We start from the raw sequence: 16,455 nt of genomic DNA on the forward strand, positions 1-16,455 counted from the left end.
GGGTGGGTGCGGTCAGGGGCGCCAGCCGGTGCTCGCGGCCCACGCCTCGGCCCGCAGGTGCTCCTCGTCGAACCACGGATCCTTCGCCATGGCGTACGTGCCGAGGTCCGGCGCGGACGCCGCCAACCCTCGCTTGAGCATCAGGTACCCGGCGCGGCGGTCGGGATCGGCGCGCAGGTGGTCGCGCATCAGCAGGGCGTACCGCCAGCCGGGTGAGCCGGTCACCCGCAGGTGCAGGTGGATCGGGCGGGCCGGGTCGGCGCTGCCGTGCAGCCGCTTCTCCCACCGTTGGCCGCCGGGCGGCCGAGGACTGTCCCACCAGTCGCCTGGCAGTCGAGGAAAACCTGCGTCGGCGAGCCGCTCGGCCAGTTGTCCGTCTGCGTCGGCCAGGGACGGCACGCTGAGCTGGATGTCGATGATGTCCTTGGCCGCCAGGCCGGCCACCGCGGTCGAGCCGATGTGATCGACGCGCAGGTCGGCGGGGGCGACCGCGTGCCGGATCCGGGCGGCCAGTCGGGCGTACTGGTCGGGCCAGGTCGGGTCCGGCTCGGCCAGCGTCACCCGGACCGCCCGGACCGCCCGGCGGTGCCGCACGTTGCTCTCGAAGGGCACCAGCCGGTCGTGCCAGAGCGCGTCGACCGCCCCGTGCAGCTGATCGAGGGTGCCGTCGTTGGTCAGCAACACGTCCGCCACCGCGTTGCGACGGGCGTCGTCGGCCTGCGCGGCGATCCGGCGCTCGGCCTCCGCGCGGCTCATCCCGCGGTCGCGGGCCAGCCGCTGCAACCGGGTCGAGACCTCCGTGGAAACCACGACCACCAGGTGGTACGTGGGCGCCAGCCCCACCTCGGCCAGCAGTGGTACGTCGTTGACCACCACCGCGTCGGGAGGGGCCGCGGCGAACAGTTCGGCGGTCCGGGCGCGGACCCGGGCGTGCACGATCGCCTCCAGCCGCTGTCGCGCCGTCCCGTCGGCGAAGACGATCTCCCCGAGCGCGGCCCGGTCAAGGGCGCCGTCGGCGTCGAGCACCCGGTCGGAGAAGGCGGCGACGACCTCGGCCAGCCCGTCGGTGCCGGGGGCGACCACCTCCCGGGCGATCTGGTCGGCATCGATGAGCACGGCACCCCGCTCGACCAGCCGCCGCGCCGCGGCACTCTTTCCCGACCCGATCCCACCGGTCAGCCCGACCCTCAGCACGGCACCAAGTCAACCCGATCATCCCCGCGCAGCCAAACCGGATCGCCCCGCCTCCGACGCCGGACGTACGGGTGGGCCCGGGGGACAACGGCGAGGACCCCGCCTCGACCCAGTGTTTCGGGTCGGGGCGGGGCCCTCGTTGTCTAGCGGCAGATCACTTGCCGCCGGCGAGCTTCTCCCGCAGAGCGGCGAGCGCCTCGTCGGTGGCCAGCGTGCCGGCCGGCTCCTCGGCCTGGCGGCTCGGCGCCGCGCTGCTGGTCGAGGTGGTGGTGCCGGTGGCAGCGGCAGCGGCGGGCTGCGGGTTGGCAGCGGCCTCGGCCTCGGCGGCCCGGGAGGTCTGCACCTGCTTCTGGTGCGCCTCCCAGCGCAGCCGCGCCTCGGCGTACTGCTGCTCCCAGGTCTCGCGCTGCTTGTCGTACCCCTCGAGCCACTCGCCCGTCTCCGGGTCGAAGCCGTCCGGGTAGATGTAGTTGCCCTCGGTGTCGTAGGTCGCCGCCATGCCGTAGAGGGTCGGGTCGAAGTGCTCCTCGCCCTCGACGAAGCCCTCGTTGGCCTGCTTGAGCGACAGCGAGATCCGGCGACGCTCCAGGTCGATGTCGATGACCTTGACCATGACCTCGGAACCGACCTGGACGACCTGCTCGGGGATCTCCACGTGGCGCTCGGCCAGCTCGGAGATGTGGACCAGGCCCTCGATGCCGTCGTCCACCCGGACGAAGGCACCGAACGGCACGAGCTTGGTGACCTTACCCGGCACGATCTGCTGGATCGCGTGGGTGCGGGCGAACTGACGCCACGGGTCCTCCTGGGTCGCCTTCAACGACAGCGAGACCCGCTCGCGGTCCAGGTCGACGTCCAGGACCTCGACCTCGACCTCCTGGCCCACCTCGACGACCTCGGAGGGGTGGTCGATGTGCTTCCAGGACAGCTCGGAGACGTGCACCAGACCGTCCACGCCACCCAGGTCGACGAACGCGCCGAAGTTGACGATCGAGGAGACGACGCCCTTGCGGACCTGCCCCTTCTGGAGCTTGTTGAGGAACTCGGTACGCACCTCGGACTGCGTCTGCTCCAGCCACGCCCGGCGGGACAGCACCACGTTGTTGCGGTTCTTGTCCAGCTCGATGATCTTGGCTTCGAGCTCACGGCCGACGTACGGCTGCAGGTCACGCACCCGCCGCATCTCGACCAGGGAGGCGGGCAGGAAGCCGCGCAGCCCGATGTCGAGGATGAGGCCACCCTTGACCACCTCGATGACGGAACCGCGGACGACACCGTCCTCGTCCTTGATCTTCTCGATCGTGCCCCAGGCCCGCTCGTACTGCGCCCGCTTCTTGGAGAGGATCAGCCGACCCTCCTTGTCCTCCTTCTGGAGGACGAGGGCCTCGATGTGGTCACCCACCGAGACGACTTCTGCCGGGTCCACGTCGTGCTTGATCGACAACTCCCGAGAGGGGATGACACCCTCGGTCTTGTAGCCGATGTCGAGCAGGACCTCGTCCCGATCGACCTTGACGACGGTGCCTTCGACAATGTCGCCGTCATTGAAGTACTTGATGGTCTCGTCGATCGCGGCGAGGAAAGCCTCCTCTGAGCCGAGGTCGTCGATGGTGACCTTGGTGGCGCTCGAGGGGGCCTCGATGCTGCTCGTCATGTGGGCGGTTGCTCCGGTCGGATGGTGTGTCACAGCAGGCTGGTGTCGCGGTGACCTGTGCGCGCCAACGGATCCGCCGGCGGGCCCACCTGGAAATCGCTGAACGAGATCTTGATGTGACTCCGTCGACCGCGCACCTGCTCCCTGCCGAGGCACACGATCCGCGAGCGCATCGTCTACCCTACCTGTTGCATTACCACAGCGTGCAAGCCCTCCCGTCTTCTCATGGCGGCACGAGCCGCGAAAGCGGAGATTTCGTCCAGCGACGCCACATCGCCACCGGCCCGCCACCTGCGCGGGCGTCTCGGACGAGTTTGTTCCGATGGTGATCGTGGTGGCGTGTCGTCGGCCGTGACAGGAGAGCCCGGCGTGACCAACGAGCAAGGAACCGACGGTCTAGCGTGTCCTGGTGGACGACGACAACCGGGTGACCCGACGCCGCGTCGGTGACGCCGAGACGCGCGAGGCCAACCGGCGCTGGTGGGACGCCGACGCCGACGCGTACCAGGCCGAACACGGCCGCTTCCTGGGTGACGTGGACTTCGTCTGGTGCCCGGAGGGGCTGCGTGAGGCCGACGCCCGGCTGCTGGGTGACGTGGCCGGGCAGCGGGTGCTCGAACTCGGCTGCGGCGCCGCGTCCTGCTCCCGCTGGCTCGCCGACCAGGGTGCCCGGCCGGTCGCCATGGACCTGTCCGTCGGCATGTTGCGGCACGCGGCGCAGGCCGCCGCCCGCAGCGGGGTACGCGTCCCGCTGGTGCAGGCCGACGCGCTGGCGTTGCCCTTCGCGGACCAGAGTTTCGACACCGTCTGCACGGCGTTCGGGGCGGTGCCGTTCGTCGAGGACTCGGCGACACTGATGCGGCAGGTGTACCGGGTGCTACGTCCGGGCGGACGTTGGGTCTTCTCGGTCACCCACCCGATGCGCTGGATCTTCCTCGACGACCCGGGCCAGGGCGGGCTGACCGCGGTCCACTCGTACTTCGACACCGAACCGTACGTGGAACAGGACGAACGCGGGGTGGCCAGCTACGTGGAGCAGCACCGCACCCTCGGCGACCGGATCCGGGAGCTGGTCAGCGCCGGATTCCGGCTGCTGGACCTGGTGGAACCGGAGTGGCCCGAGGGGCACGAGGGGATCTGGGGGCAGTGGAGTCCGCTGCGCGGGCGCCTCTTTCCCGGCACCGCCATCTTCGTCGCCGACAAGCCGGGCTGAACCGGGCGGATCCGCCCGGAAGGCCACTACACGCCTCGCCCAGGCCATCACGGTGTCGCCTCCGGTTCATCCATGCTCCCTAATGTCCGGCCTCATGAGAAGGATCATCAGCAGCAGACCCCTGGGACGGGTGGTCGCCGGCACCAGCGCCCTCGCGCTCGTCCTCACCCTGGCCGGCAACGCGTCCTTCGCCGGCGGCCCCAAGGTCAGCACGCCGACACTGACCGGCTTCGCGGCGCTGCCCGCCGCGACGTTCGTGCCGGGCAGCGAGCCCTCCGGCAGCCTCGTCACGGGCAACACGAACGGCTATGCCACCCCCTTCGCCGACCAGCCGATCCAGGGCTTCTCCGGCATCGCCGACAACGGCGACGGCACCTTCGACGTGCTGTCCGACAACGGCTACGGCAACATCACCAACTCGGCCGACTTCCTGCTGCGCGTGCACCGGCTCGCCCCGGTGTTCACCACCGGCGCCGTCGACGTGCTCGGCGGGATCAACCTCACCGACCCGGCCGGGCACGTTTCCTGGGAGTTGACCCGCGAGGACCGGGTGCTCACCGGCGCCGACTTCGACGTCGAGTCGATCGTCAAGGCCGCCGACGGCACGTACTGGATCGGCGACGAGTTCGGCCCGTACCTGCTGCACTTCGACCGGGCCGGCCGGCTGCTCTCCGCCCCCGTCCCGCTCGACGGCGTGGTCGCCCCGGAGACCGCCGCGCGCACCGGCGTCCCCGCCACCCTCGGCAGCAGCAAGGGCTTCGAGGGCCTGGCCGCCTCCCCCGACGGCCGCCGCCTGTACGCGATGCTCGAGGGCACCGTCACCGGCGACACCGCGGGGCACCTGAGGATCAACGAGTTCGATCCGCAGCGCGGCACGTACACCGGCAAGCGGTACACCTATCGGCTGGAGGCACCGAACCTGGCGATCGGCGACGCGATTTCCATCGACCGACACCGCTTCCTGGTCATCGAGCGCGACGGCGGGCAGGGCGCCGGTGCGGTGATCAAGCGGCTGTACGTCGCCGACAAGCGCGACCGGGACAACGACGGGCTGTTGGACAAGACGCTGCTGGTCGACCTGATGAACATCGCCAACCCGAAGAGGCTGGGCGGCTTCGGCACCACCTTCACGTTCCCGTTCCAGACGATCGAGAACGTGGTGATCCTGGACGAGAGGACGGTCGCCGTGTTGAACGACAACAACTTCCCGTTCTCCACCGGCCGCCGGGCCGGGGTGGCCGAGGACAACGAGTGGATCGCCATCAAGCTGCCCGCGTCACTGGACCCGGACAAGCGCCTGCTGAAGTGAGCGGGTGACCCGCCACCCGCCGAGGGGCAGGGCGGGCCGAGGCGCAGGCCGTTGACGGCGGCGTTTCCGCCCGCCCGGCCCGGGTACCCGGGCGCCATGGCCGAGAAGGAGTTCCACGCGGGCGACCACGTCTCCTGGGCCAGTCACCGGGGCCGGGGGCACGGCGTGGTGCAGGAGAGGCTGACCGAACGCACCCGGATCCGGGGCCGCGCCGTGAACGCCTCACCGGAGGCACCGCAGTACCGCATCCGCAACGACGACTCGGGCCGGGACGTCGCTCACCGGCCGGAGGTGCTGCGCGATGAGCCACGGTGACGACGACCAGCAGACCTACCGGGAGTTCACCGAGGCGGTGAACATGCGTCCCGGTGAACTCTCCGCCTGGCTGGACACCGAACAGTCCAAACAGGTCGGCTGGCACAAGGGTGGCCGTTCCGGCGGTGGCGAGTCGGTCGGGCACGAATCCGGTCGGCGGATCATCGACCTGCTGCGGCGTAAGCGCGACCAGCTCACCGCGGCCGACTACAAGCACATGCGCAAAGTCGTCGGCTACGTGCACCGACACATGGCCCAGCGCCCCTCCGGCGACGTACGCGACACGAAGTGGCGCTGGTCCCTGATGAACTGGGGTCACGACCCGCTCAAGAGCTGACCCGATCAGTGGTCGGCGCTGTTCCAGTCACGGCCCTCGCCGACCGACACCTCCAGCGGCACCGACAGCGGATAGGCCCCGCCCATCTCGCGTCGCACCAGCTCCTCCAGTGCCGCCCGCTCCCCCGGCGCCACCTCGAAGACCAGTTCGTCGTGCACCTGGAGCAGCATCCGGGAGCCCAGCCCGGCGTCGCGCAGCGCGGTGTCGACGTGCAGCATGGCGACCTTGATGATGTCCGCCGCGGAGCCCTGGATCGGGGCGTTGAGCGCCATCCGCTCGGCCATCTCGCGCCGCTGCCGGTTGTCGCTGACCAGGTCGGGCAGGTAGCGCCGGCGGCCGAGGATGGTGGAGGTGTAGCCGTCCTGGCGGGCTCGGGCGACCACCTCCTGAAGGTAGTCACGGACGCCACCGAAGCCGGCGAAGTAGTCCTCCATCAGCCCGCGTGCCTCCTCCGCGCTGATGCCGAGCTGCTGGGACAGGCCGAAGGCGCTCAGCCCGTACGCCAGGCCGTAGTTCATCGCCTTGATCTTGCGCCGCTGGTCCGGGCTGACCTCGGCAACCGGCACCTCGAACACGGACGAGGCGGTCACGGCGTGGAAGTCGGCGCCGGAGTTGAACGCCTGGATCAACGCGTCGTCCGCCGAGAGGTGCGCCATGATCCGCATCTCGATCTGGCTGTAGTCGGCGGTGAGCAGGCACTCATACCCCTGCCCCACCACGAAGGCGCGGCGGATCCGCCGCCCCTCCTCGGTGCGGATGGGGATGTTCTGCAGGTTGGGTTCGGTGGAGGAGAGCCTGCCGGTGGCGGCCACCGTCTGGTTGAAGGTGGTGTGGATGCGCCCGTCATCGGAGACCGACTTGAGCAGGCCGTCCACCGTCGACTTGAGCTTGGCCACGTCGCGGTGCCGCAGCAGGTGGGCCAGCACCGGATGCGGGTTCTGGGCGTGGAGCCACTGCAACGCGTCGGCGTCGGTGGTGTAGCCCGTCTTGATCCGCTTGGTCTTGGGCAGGTTCAGCTCGCCGAAGAGGATCTCCTGCAACTGCTTGGGCGAGCCGAGGTTGAACTCCCGCCCGACCGCCTCGTACGCGCCCTGCGCGGCGGCCTTCACCTCGGCGGCGAAGTGCGCCTCCAACTCGGACAGGTAGTCGGTGTCGGCGGCGATGCCGGTGCGTTCGAGCTGTGCCAGGACCCGCATCAACGGCAGCTCCACCCCGGCCATCAGCCGGGCGGACTGCTCCCCGTCGCGGGACAGCTCCGCGTCGATCGCGTCGGCCAGATCGAGCGTCGCCCGGGCGCGCAGCATGAGGTTCTGCTCGGCCTCGCCGTCACCGCCGAGCCCCTCCAGGGTCAGCTGGCCGGTCTCCGGGGCGTCGATCCGCAATTCCCGGTGCAGGTAGCGCAGGGCCAGGTCGGTCAGGTCGTAGGAACGCTGGTCGGGGCGGGCGAGGTAGGCCGCGATCTGGGTGTCCCGGGCGATGCCCGCCAGGGACCAGCCGTGCGCGGCGAAGGCGAGCAGCGCGGGCTTGCTGTCGTGCAGCACCTTGGGTCGGTCCTCGTCGGCCAGCCAACCGGCGAGGGCCGTCTCGTCGGCGGCGCCCAGCCCGGCCGGATCGAACCAGGCGGCCCGACCGTCGGCGGTGGCCAGGGCCATCCCGGTGACGCTCGCGGTGTGCCGTCGGTTCGGACCGGTGTCGAGCTTGACCGCGACGCCGACCGGTACCCCGACCGGCGCGTGCGTCGCCAGCCAGTCGACCAGCCCGCCCGGCGCCGCGATCACCTCACCGGCCAGGTCGAAGCCCGCCTCGGCCTCCGGCTCGACCGCGTCCAGGTACTGGTAGAGCCGGTCACGCAGGATGCGGAACTGGAGGGTGTCGAAGACCTGGTGCACCGCCTCGCGGTCCCACCCCTGCCACCGGGCGTCCTCGGGGCGGATCGACAGCTCCAGGTCGGCGACCAGGCGATTGATCTCGTAGTTGCGGATCACGTCGGCGAGCCGCTCGCGCAGGCTGTCGCCGGCCTTGCCCTTGATCTCGTCGGCGCGGGCGATGACACCCTCCACCCCGCCGTACGTGTTGATCCATTTGGCTGCGGTCTTCGGGCCGACACCGGGGATGCCGGGCAGGTTGTCGCTGCTCTCACCGACCAGCGCGGCCAGGTCGCGGTAGCGACCGGGGCCGACGCCGTACTTCGCCTCCACCGCGGCCGGGTCCATCCGGGCCAGGTCGGAGACGCCCTTGCGCGGGTAGAGCACGGTGATCTGCTCGTCGACCAACTGGAAGGCGTCCCGGTCGCCGGTGGAGATCAGCACCGACATGCCCTGGTCACGGGCCTGACAGGCGAGGGTGGCGATGAGGTCGTCGGCCTCGAAGCCCGCCATCTCCACCACCGGGATCCGCAGCGCCGCCAGCACCTCCTTGACCAGGCTGACCTGGCCCTTGAAGTCGGCCGGGGTCTCGCTGCGGCCGGCCTTGTACTCCGCGTACTTCTCGGTGCGGAAGGAGCGGCGCGAGACGTCGAAGGCGACGACGATGTGGGTCGGTTGCTCGTCGCGCAGCACGTTGATCAACATCGAGGTGAAGCCGTAGACCGCGTTGGTCGGCTGCCCGGTCGAGGTGGAGAAGTTTTCCACCGGCAGGGCGAAGAACGCCCGGTAGGCCAGGGAGTGTCCGTCGACGAGGAGCAGGCGCGGGGTCGTAGCTGTCACGGCTGCGACTCTAGTCCTTGCCCCCGACAGGGCCACACCTCCGCCGCCCCCACGAAGCGTCGCGTTCCGATTACAGTATCGACCATCGTCTCGATGCTCAGCAGAGAGGACACGGGGATGCTCAGCACACGCACGCGAAACAGGTGGATTGCCCGGCTGGCCGTACCGGCCCTGGTGGCGGCGGGGCACTCGCTGCGGCGGCCGGTCCGGCGCAGGCCGGACAGTGGGTCAACGGTGGCGTCTACCAGTACCAGTCCACCTGCCGGTCCGTCGGGGACTCGCGGGTGGCCAGCGGGACCTACGAGACCTACTACTGCCAGTCACAGAGCCCTGGTTGGCTGCTGCGCGGCTACGTGAACTGACCCGGCACGGCGTCGGCCGCGGTCCCGCCAGGCGGGACCGCGGCCGGCACGTGACTCGGCGAGAGGCGGTCAGGCCACGCCCAGGTACGCCTCCTTGATCGACGGGTCGTGCAGGAGTTCCTCGCCGGTGCCCTCCTTGACGATCCGCCCGGTCTCCAGGACGTAGGCACGGTGGGCGCGGGAGAGCGCCTGCTGCGCGTTCTGCTCCACCAACAGCACGGTGGTGCCCTGCTGGTTGATCTCCACGATGATGTCGAAGATCTGCTGGATGATCATCGGGGCCAGGCCCATCGACGGCTCGTCCAGCAGCAGCAGCTTCGGCCGGCTCATCAGCGCCCGGCCGACGGCGAGCATCTGCTGCTCACCACCGGAGAGCGTGCCACCGGCCTGCTTGCGTCGCTCGCGCAGCCGGGGGAACAGCTCCAGCACCTTCTCCAGGTCGGCGGCGATGCCGGCGTGGTCGCGCCGGGTGTACGCCCCCATGTCCAGGTTCTCCAGGACAGTCATGCCGGGGAAGATCTGCCGGCCCTCGGGGGACTGGCACAGGCCCCGGACCACCCGCAGGTCGGCGCGGAGCTTGCTGATGTCCTCACCGTTGAAGGTGATCCGGCCGCCGGAGAGCGCCCGGATGCCGGAGATCGCCCGCATGGTGGTGGTCTTGCCGGCGCCGTTGGCGCCGATCAGTGCCACCACCTCCCCCTCGTTGACGGTGAGGCTGATGCCGTGCAGCGCCTCGATCCGGCCGTACGAGACGCTGACGTTGTCCAACTCAAGCAGCATCGGCGGGCTCCCCCAGGTAAGCCGCGATCACCCGCGGGTCTCGACTGACCTCCTCCGGCCGGCCGTCGGCGATCTTGCTGCCGAACTCCAGCACCACGATCCGGTCGGTGACACCCATCACCAGCCGCATGTCGTGCTCGATCAGCAGCACGGTCACGCCCCGGTCGCGGATCCGGCGGATCAGCCCAAGCAGATCCTCCTTCTCGGCCGGGTTGAACCCGGCCGCCGGCTCGTCCAGGCAGAGCAGCTTCGGCTCGGTGCCGAGCGCCCGGGCGATCTCCAGCCGACGCTGGTAGCCGTACGGGAGGTTGCGCGCCTCGTCGTTGGCCCGGTCGGCGATGCCGACGAACCGCAGCAGCTCCATCGCCTTGTCCTCGGCCGCCCGCTCCTCCAGGATGTGCCGGGACAGACCGAAGGTCTTGGCCATGCTGCGACGCAGCTGCTGCCAGGTGCGCAGGATGCCGCCGGAGGCCGTCACCTCCGGCAACTCCTCCGGCTTGGGCCGCACCCGGTACAGCCGGAACAGCGCGCCGGGGACGCTCGTCTTGTGCCGGGAGTCCGTCCCGACCATGACGTTCTCCAGCGCCGACATCTCCGGGAACAGCCGGATGTTCTGGAACGTCCGGGAGATGCCCAGCCGGCTGATCTGGTGCGGCTTGCGGCCGGTGACCCGCTCGCCGCGGAACCGGACCGCACCCGACGTCGGCTTGTAGACCCCCGTCATCACGTTGAAGCAGGTGGTCTTGCCCGCCCCGTTGGGCCCGATCAGGCCGAGGATCTCGCCTTCCTGGATGTCGAAGCTGATCCCGTTGAGCGCGACCACGCCGCCGAACCGGAGCAGAACGTTGTCGATCTCGAGCAGCGCCTTGCGCGGTCCCGGCTGGGCCGGGATCTTCGGCGCCGCCGGGGTGGTGTTCTCGTCAGACATGAGCGGGCGCCTCCTCTGCCTCCGCCGCACGGTCCTTCAGCTCGCGGGCCCGCCGCCGGCTGGGGATCAGGCCCTGCGGTCGCAGGATCATCACCAGCACCATGGCCAGACCGAAGGCGAGCCAACGGTAGTCGGCAATCTCCCGGAACCGCTCCGGCAGGTACGCCAGCAGCACCGCGCCGACCGACACGCCGACCATGTTGCCCGACCCACCGACCACGACCATCGCCACGAAGAGGATGGAGAGGTTGACGTTGAACTGGGTCGGATCGATGAAGGCGTACCGGCTCGCGAACAGGAAGCCCGCGAAGCCGCCGAGCGCCGCGCCGATGGCGAAGGCCCAGAGCTTGAACTTGAACGGGTATACACCCATCACCGCCGCGGCGTCCTCGTCCTCCCGGATCGCCAGCCAGGATCGACCGACCCGGCTGTGCTCCAGCCGGCGCACCGCGAAGACCATGATCAGCACGACGGTGATCGCCAACCAGTACCACGGCTTGACGTCGATCAGGCCGAAGACCTGGTTGTCCGGCGAGGGCGGGCCCTCCGGGCCGGGAATCGCCGCGATGCCCTGCGGACCCCGGGTGACACCCTCCGCGTTGCGGGCCACGATCCGGATGATCTCGCCGAAGCCGAGCGTCACGATGGCCAGGTAGTCACCGCGCAGCCGCAGCGTCGGCCAGCCCAGGATCACCCCGGAGATCAGCGCCAGCACCAGCGCGATGAAGGCGCAGACGGCCCAGGTCACCGCCCAGGTGGCCGGCAGGTCGAACTCCGCCTGGAACCACTTCACCACCGGCGAGTTCACCGAGCCGAACAGCGCCACCGCGTACGCCCCGATGGCGAAGAAGCCGATGTAGCCGAGGTCGAGCAGGCCGGCCAGGCCGATCACCACGTTGAGGCCGATCGCCACCAGCACGTAGACCGCGCAGGTGAACAGCACGCCGGCCCAGTTGCTGCCGCCCGAGATCGAGTCGGTACGCAGCCAGGTCAGGCCCGGGATGCCGAGCAGCGGCAGGTAGTAGAGGAAGACCACGAAAGCGACGAAGCCCAGCCCTCGCTGCCACTTCGGCAACGCCCGCCAGCGGTCGGCGACCGAGTGCAGGGCGTTGACCCTGCTGCGGTCCAGGTCTCGGATCTTGTCGATCATGCCCGGGCCCTCCCCAACGACTCGCCCAGAATGCCGGTGGGACGGAACATCAGCACCACGACCAGCACCACGAAGGCGATGACGTCCTCCCAGTTGGACGCGAAGAGGGTGGCGCCGTAGACCTCGACGATGCCGAGGAACAGCCCGCCCAGCAACGCGCCGCGCAGGTTACCGATGCCACCGAGCACCGCCGCGGTGAACGCCTTGAGGCCGAGCACGAAGCCGATGCTGCTCTGCGTGAAGCCGAAACGCATGCTCCACAACAGCGCCGCCGCGCCGGCCATGATGCCGCCCAGCACGAAGATCAGCATGATCACGCGCTCCTGGTTGACGCCCATCAGCGCCGCCGTCTCCGGGTTCTGCGCCACCGCCCGCACGCCCCGGCCGTAGCGGGTGCGATTGATGAACCAGTCCAGCAGCGCCATCATCGCCACGGCGGCCACGAAGACGATCAGCTGGATATTGGTGATCGACGTGCCGAGGACCGTGAAGAGCGTCTTCTGCTCGATGATCGTCGGCATGCCGAGAATGATCCGGGCCCGGCCGAACATCGAGGGCACCGCCTCACCCAGCAGCTTCGGCAGCACCAGGCCGAAGATCTCCACCAGCACCAGCGACAGACCGATCGCGGTGATCAGGAAGATCAGCGGGGGCGCGTTCTTGCGCCGCAGCGGCCGGTAGGCGATCCGTTCGAGCGCGAGCGCGGTGCCGCCGGAGGCGACCGCCGCGACTATCAGGCCGAGTACCAGGAACAGAATCGCCTGGCCGATCGGCGGGTTGTTCTCCACCCCGAAGGCGGTCCACAGGCCGAGCACCGCGAAGGTGCCGACCATGAAGACCTCGGAGTGCGCGAAGTTGATCAGACGCAGGACGCCGTACACCAGGGTGTAGCCGAGGGCGATCAGGGCATAGATCGCACCCTTGGACAACCCGTCGACGGTGTGCTGGCCGATGTGGCCGAAGAGGTCGTCGAAATTCACCAGGTCTCCTTGCATGGAGCGCGGCCGGGGCTATGAACCACAAACCCCGGCCGCACTCGGTGCCGATCGTCAGCTGAGCTTGAGCTCCTGCAGCGGCTCGAACGCCGTGCCCTTGATCTCGTAGGACCAGATGACGACCCGCGACGGGTCCACGTCGCCGTTCTCGGCGAACTTGATGTACTTCGAGACGCCCTGCTTGTCGTACGCCTTCACGTACTCCAGGATCTCGGCGCGGCTCTTCTTGCCGTCCTTGAAGGCATCCACGAAGATCTGCGCGGCGTCGAAGCCCTCAGCGCCGTACGAACCGGGCGCCTGGCCGTAGGCGGCCTGGTAGTCAGCGGTGAAGGTACCGCCGGCCTTGTCCGCCGGGAGGCAGGGGCAGGTGATGATGGAGCCCTCGGCACCGCCGGAGGCACCCGCCGGGAAGGCCGGGTCGTAGAGACCGTCCGGACCGATGAACTTCGCCTGCACACCAGCGGCGCGCATCTGGCGGACCAGCGGCGCGGCCTCACGGGTGTAGCCGCCGTAGAAGACGAAGTCGGCGTTCGCCGCCTTGATCTTGGAGATCGTCGCCTCGAACTGCGACTGCCGCTCCTGGATCTTGTCGCTGGCGGCGACCGTGGCACCCAGGTTCTTGGTCAGCTCGGCGGTGATGCCGGCGCCGTAGGCGCTGGCGTCGTCGATCAGGAACACCCGCGCCGCGTTCTGCGACTTCAGGTAGGTCGCCACGGCACCCGCCTGGGTGCCGTCGTTGCCGACCACCCGGAAGAAGGACTTGTTGCCCTTCTGGGTGAGGTCGGTCCGGGTCGCCGACGGGGCGACCATCACCAGGCCAGCGGCCTCGTAGACCGGCATGGTGGCGTCCGACTCACCGGAGAAGTGACCACCGATGACACCGAGGAACGAGGCGTCGCCCGCGACCTGGTTCGCCACCGGAGTGGCCTGCGCCGGGTCACCCTGGGTGTCGAACTCGACCATCTCGATCTGGCAGTCGGCGTTCGCGTCGTTGTGCTTCTTGATCGCGAGCTTCGCGCCGTTCAGCGACGGCAGCACCAGACCCGCGTTGTCACCGCTGAACGCACCGAAGATAGCGATCTTGCCACCACAGTCCCCGGACGCGGCGTCGTCGCCACTGCTGCCGGTGTCCTGGCACCCCGCTGCGGCGACCAGCACCGCGGCGAGCGCGGCAGTACCCAGCGCCCTTGAATAGCTTCGCCTCACGGCTTCCTGACCTCCTCCAGAAGCAGGTTGGCACCTGGTCCGGCCGGCGGTGGCGAGATGTGGTGCGCCACCAGCGACCCAGCAAGGACGCCCCCTGCGTTACGGCTCGTGATGGCGGAGCGTACCCACACTCCTACGGTCTCGGAAGGGGCTGGGGCGGGGTCTGCGAAACCGTTACGAAGACGCCCCCCAACACTGCCAAGCCCGTCACAGGTCAATCCGCTGACCGGTGGTGGAGCGGCTGCCCGTCCGCCAGTCGAGACCCGGTCGAGCACCGTCACGAGCCTGTCGAGTTGTCCGGATTTCGGCCCCCCGATCGGGCAACGTCACCAACCGAACTGGTTACCGAAGGTAACCGAAAGGCGGCGCTACGACGTCTGATCGAGTCGGCCGATCCACAGCGACGTGCCCGTGCCGTCGTCCACCGCCAACCACCACCGCTCACCGACCCCCACCAGACTCACGCCCTGCTGCGCACCGACCGGGGCCGCCACCGGCAACTCGACCGCGCGCCACCCGTCGCCCCGGTCGACCGACAGCCAACCGCCGTACCGCTCGCCGTCGGAGACCACCGCCAACACCTGCTCCGCCGAGACGGCCAGCGCCCCCACCGAGGGAATACCGGCGGCCACCCGACCGAACCCGCCGGCGGCCACCCAGCCGGCGCTCTCCTGACGCCACGCGCCGAACGCCCGCCCCCGCAGGCCCACCCCCACCGGCAACCCGTCGACCAGGACGACCCGCTGCATCTCCTCGTACGCCTCGGTGCCCGGCAGCGTGCTCCGCTGCCAGCCGCGACCGTCGCCGGAGACCCAGGCCGCCGGGTCCCGGTCGATCCGCCCCGGGGCCAGCACCCCACCGACCGCCAGCCACCCGGACGGCCCGGCCACCGCGTCGAACGCCCAGGTCACACCCCGGTCATCGGAGGCCAACTCCGGCGCACCCTCGATCAGCGTGAACTCCGCCGCGTCGGGCGACACCCAGGCCGCCGCGCCACTGGACCGGTTGCCGACGATCAGCCAGCCACCCGGGCCGGCCGCGAGCCGGGACACGTTGACCGCCTTCGGACCGCCGTACGTCTCGAAGGACGCCGCCACCTCCACCAGCGTGCCGTCGCCGCGCTGCCACCAGGTGCTCACCCGGGGATTGCCGTGCGCGCCACCGACCTTGCCGCCGACCGCGGCGACGACCCCGTCGCGACAGGCGACCGAGAACAGCACGCTCCGCCGCCCGTAGTAGGAGTCGGCCACCACCGGCACCGGAGTCCACACCGCACCGTCGGCACTGGACCAGACCGCCGGCGAAGTGCCACCGGCCGCGTCGGCCACCGCACCGGCGGCGTACCAGCGACCGCCGCAGGCAGCGAGATCCCGGAGCACGATCCGCCCCGATCCGTCCGGCGGCGGCAGTCGGACCTGCCGCCAGTCCGCCCGCAGCGGCCCGGGATCGGCGGCCTCCCGCTCGGGCGCCGGACAGCCGGCCAGCAGCAGCACCAGCAGGGCGCCCGCCGTCAGGAAGCGATGACCACCGGTTACGCGCCGACGGCGTACGCCCGGCTGCCGGACCCGTGCGAACCACCGAGCGCCCATGAGGCCAGATGCTAGTCCGCTGGGCCCACGGGACCAGCCCTGAAAGGGTCGGTCAGGGGGCCGGCTCGGCCACCTCGCCGCCGGTGGTCTCGGCGAGAATCCGCTCGGCGACCTCTTTCATGGTCATTCGGTGGTCCATCGCCGTGCGCTGGATCCACTTGAACGCCTGCGGCTCGCTCATGTTGTAGGTGGTCATCAGCGCGCCCTTGGCCCGCTCGACGGCCTTGCGGACCTCCAGCCGGTCGGTCAACCCGGCGACCTCGGACTCCAGCGCGGCGATCTCCGAGTAGCGGGACAGCGCGATTTCCACCGCCGGCACCAGGTCGCTCTTCTGGAACGGCTTGACCAGGTACGCCATCGCCCCGGCCGCACGGGCCCGCTCCACCAGGTCACGTTGGCTGAACGCGGTCAGGATGATCACCGGAGCGATCCGGGTGCCGGCGATCCGCTCGGCGGCGGCCAGCCCATCCATGATCGGCATCTTGATGTCGAGGATGACCAGGTCGGGCTTGAGCTCGTCGGCCAGCCGAACGGCGGTCTCGCCGTCACCGGCCTCCCCGACCACCTCGTAGCCCTCCTCGGCGAGCATCTCGGCCAGGTCCAGCCGGATCAGCGCCTCGTCCTCGGCGATCAGTACCCGCCTGCGCGCGCCATCCGTCTGCGTCTCGGCCACGAGCCACTCCCACCCAGTCTGAGCCCTGACACCCGCGGTACCGGG

At 70.0% G+C, this 16,455-nt stretch carries 15 protein-coding genes; 5 read left to right on the forward strand and 10 right to left on the reverse strand.

The annotated features are described in order from the left end of the window. Positions 1 to 12: 12 nt before the first annotated feature. Entirely contained in the window at positions 13 to 1,194 is a 1,182-nt protein-coding gene (coaE, locus tag BMY89_RS25165) for a dephospho-CoA kinase (RefSeq protein WP_092382548.1), read from the reverse strand. Positions 1,195 to 1,348: 154 nt separating this feature from the next. Next, entirely contained in the window at positions 1,349 to 2,848 is a 1,500-nt protein-coding gene (gene rpsA / locus BMY89_RS25170) for a 30S ribosomal protein S1 (protein WP_092382549.1), read from the reverse strand. 409 nt (positions 2,849 to 3,257) lie between these two features. On the opposite strand from rpsA, the gene BMY89_RS25175 reads away from it, so the two are divergent. From BMY89_RS25175 to BMY89_RS25190, 4 genes are all read left to right on the forward strand, one after another. Further along, on the forward strand, positions 3,258 to 4,061 hold the full coding sequence (locus BMY89_RS25175) for a class I SAM-dependent methyltransferase (RefSeq protein ID WP_092382550.1): 804 nt from the start codon (positions 3,258 to 3,260) through the stop codon (positions 4,059 to 4,061). A gap of 94 nt (positions 4,062 to 4,155) precedes the next feature. Then, complete coding sequence (locus tag BMY89_RS25180; RefSeq protein ID WP_092382605.1) at positions 4,156 to 5,370, forward strand: esterase-like activity of phytase family protein; 1,215 nt, start codon at positions 4,156 to 4,158, stop codon at positions 5,368 to 5,370. Between the two features lie 96 nt (positions 5,371 to 5,466). Next, a complete protein-coding gene (locus tag BMY89_RS25185; RefSeq protein WP_092382551.1) occupies positions 5,467 to 5,685 on the forward strand; it encodes a hypervirulence associated TUDOR domain-containing protein in 219 nt (72 codons plus the stop codon). After that, the gene (locus BMY89_RS25190) at positions 5,672 to 6,022 is read left to right on the forward strand and encodes a DUF3140 domain-containing protein (protein WP_092382552.1); all 351 of its coding nucleotides are present in this window, start codon (positions 5,672 to 5,674) and stop codon (positions 6,020 to 6,022) included. Before BMY89_RS25185 ends, BMY89_RS25190 begins: the two co-directional genes overlap by 14 nt. A 5-nt stretch (positions 6,023 to 6,027) precedes the next feature. On the opposite strand, the gene polA is transcribed toward BMY89_RS25190, so the two are convergent. Next, a complete protein-coding gene (gene polA, locus BMY89_RS25195) occupies positions 6,028 to 8,727 on the reverse strand; it encodes a DNA polymerase I (RefSeq protein WP_092382553.1) in 2,700 nt (899 codons plus the stop codon). Positions 8,728 to 8,870: 143 nt separating this feature from the next. On the opposite strand from polA, the gene BMY89_RS25200 reads away from it, so the two are divergent. Continuing rightward, positions 8,871 to 9,089 carry a hypothetical protein gene (locus BMY89_RS25200; protein ID WP_092382554.1) on the forward strand — a complete coding sequence of 73 codons (219 nt, stop codon included), beginning with the start codon at positions 8,871 to 8,873 and terminating at the stop codon, positions 9,087 to 9,089. Positions 9,090 to 9,158: 69 nt separating this feature from the next. Here BMY89_RS25200 and BMY89_RS25205 read toward each other — a convergent pair whose 3' ends face one another. The 7 genes from BMY89_RS25205 to BMY89_RS25235 all read right to left on the reverse strand — a co-directional run bounded on the left by BMY89_RS25205 (position 9,159) and on the right by BMY89_RS25235 (position 16,410). Then, positions 9,159 to 9,869, reverse strand: coding sequence for an ABC transporter ATP-binding protein (locus BMY89_RS25205; protein ID WP_092382555.1), 711 nt, complete (start codon positions 9,867 to 9,869; stop codon positions 9,159 to 9,161). Next, complete coding sequence (locus tag BMY89_RS25210) at positions 9,859 to 10,797, reverse strand: ABC transporter ATP-binding protein (protein ID WP_092382556.1); 939 nt, start codon at positions 10,795 to 10,797, stop codon at positions 9,859 to 9,861. The genes BMY89_RS25205 and BMY89_RS25210 overlap by 11 nt, the downstream gene beginning before the upstream one ends. Beyond that, positions 10,790 to 11,947: a branched-chain amino acid ABC transporter permease gene (locus tag BMY89_RS25215; protein ID WP_092382557.1), complete on the reverse strand. Its 1,158-nt coding sequence runs from the start codon at positions 11,945 to 11,947 to the stop codon at positions 10,790 to 10,792. Before BMY89_RS25215 ends, BMY89_RS25210 begins: the two co-directional genes overlap by 8 nt. Then, positions 11,944 to 12,927 (reverse strand): branched-chain amino acid ABC transporter permease, encoded by a 984-nt coding sequence (locus BMY89_RS25220; RefSeq protein ID WP_092382558.1) that lies wholly within the window; start codon positions 12,925 to 12,927, stop codon positions 11,944 to 11,946. The genes BMY89_RS25215 and BMY89_RS25220 overlap by 4 nt, the downstream gene beginning before the upstream one ends. A gap of 69 nt (positions 12,928 to 12,996) precedes the next feature. Beyond that, a complete protein-coding gene (locus BMY89_RS25225; RefSeq protein ID WP_092382559.1) occupies positions 12,997 to 14,148 on the reverse strand; it encodes a branched-chain amino acid ABC transporter substrate-binding protein in 1,152 nt (383 codons plus the stop codon). 368 nt (positions 14,149 to 14,516) lie between these two features. Then, positions 14,517 to 15,737, reverse strand: coding sequence for a hypothetical protein (locus BMY89_RS25230; protein ID WP_092382560.1), 1,221 nt, complete (start codon positions 15,735 to 15,737; stop codon positions 14,517 to 14,519). A gap of 52 nt (positions 15,738 to 15,789) precedes the next feature. After that, a complete protein-coding gene (locus BMY89_RS25235; protein ID WP_092382561.1) occupies positions 15,790 to 16,410 on the reverse strand; it encodes an ANTAR domain-containing response regulator in 621 nt (206 codons plus the stop codon). Positions 16,411 to 16,455: the final 45 nt, after the last annotated feature.

Origin of the sequence: Micromonospora phaseoli, assembly GCF_900109115.1 — a bacterium.
GTDB classification, from domain to species: Bacteria; Actinomycetota; Actinomycetes; order Mycobacteriales; family Micromonosporaceae; genus Micromonospora; species Micromonospora phaseoli.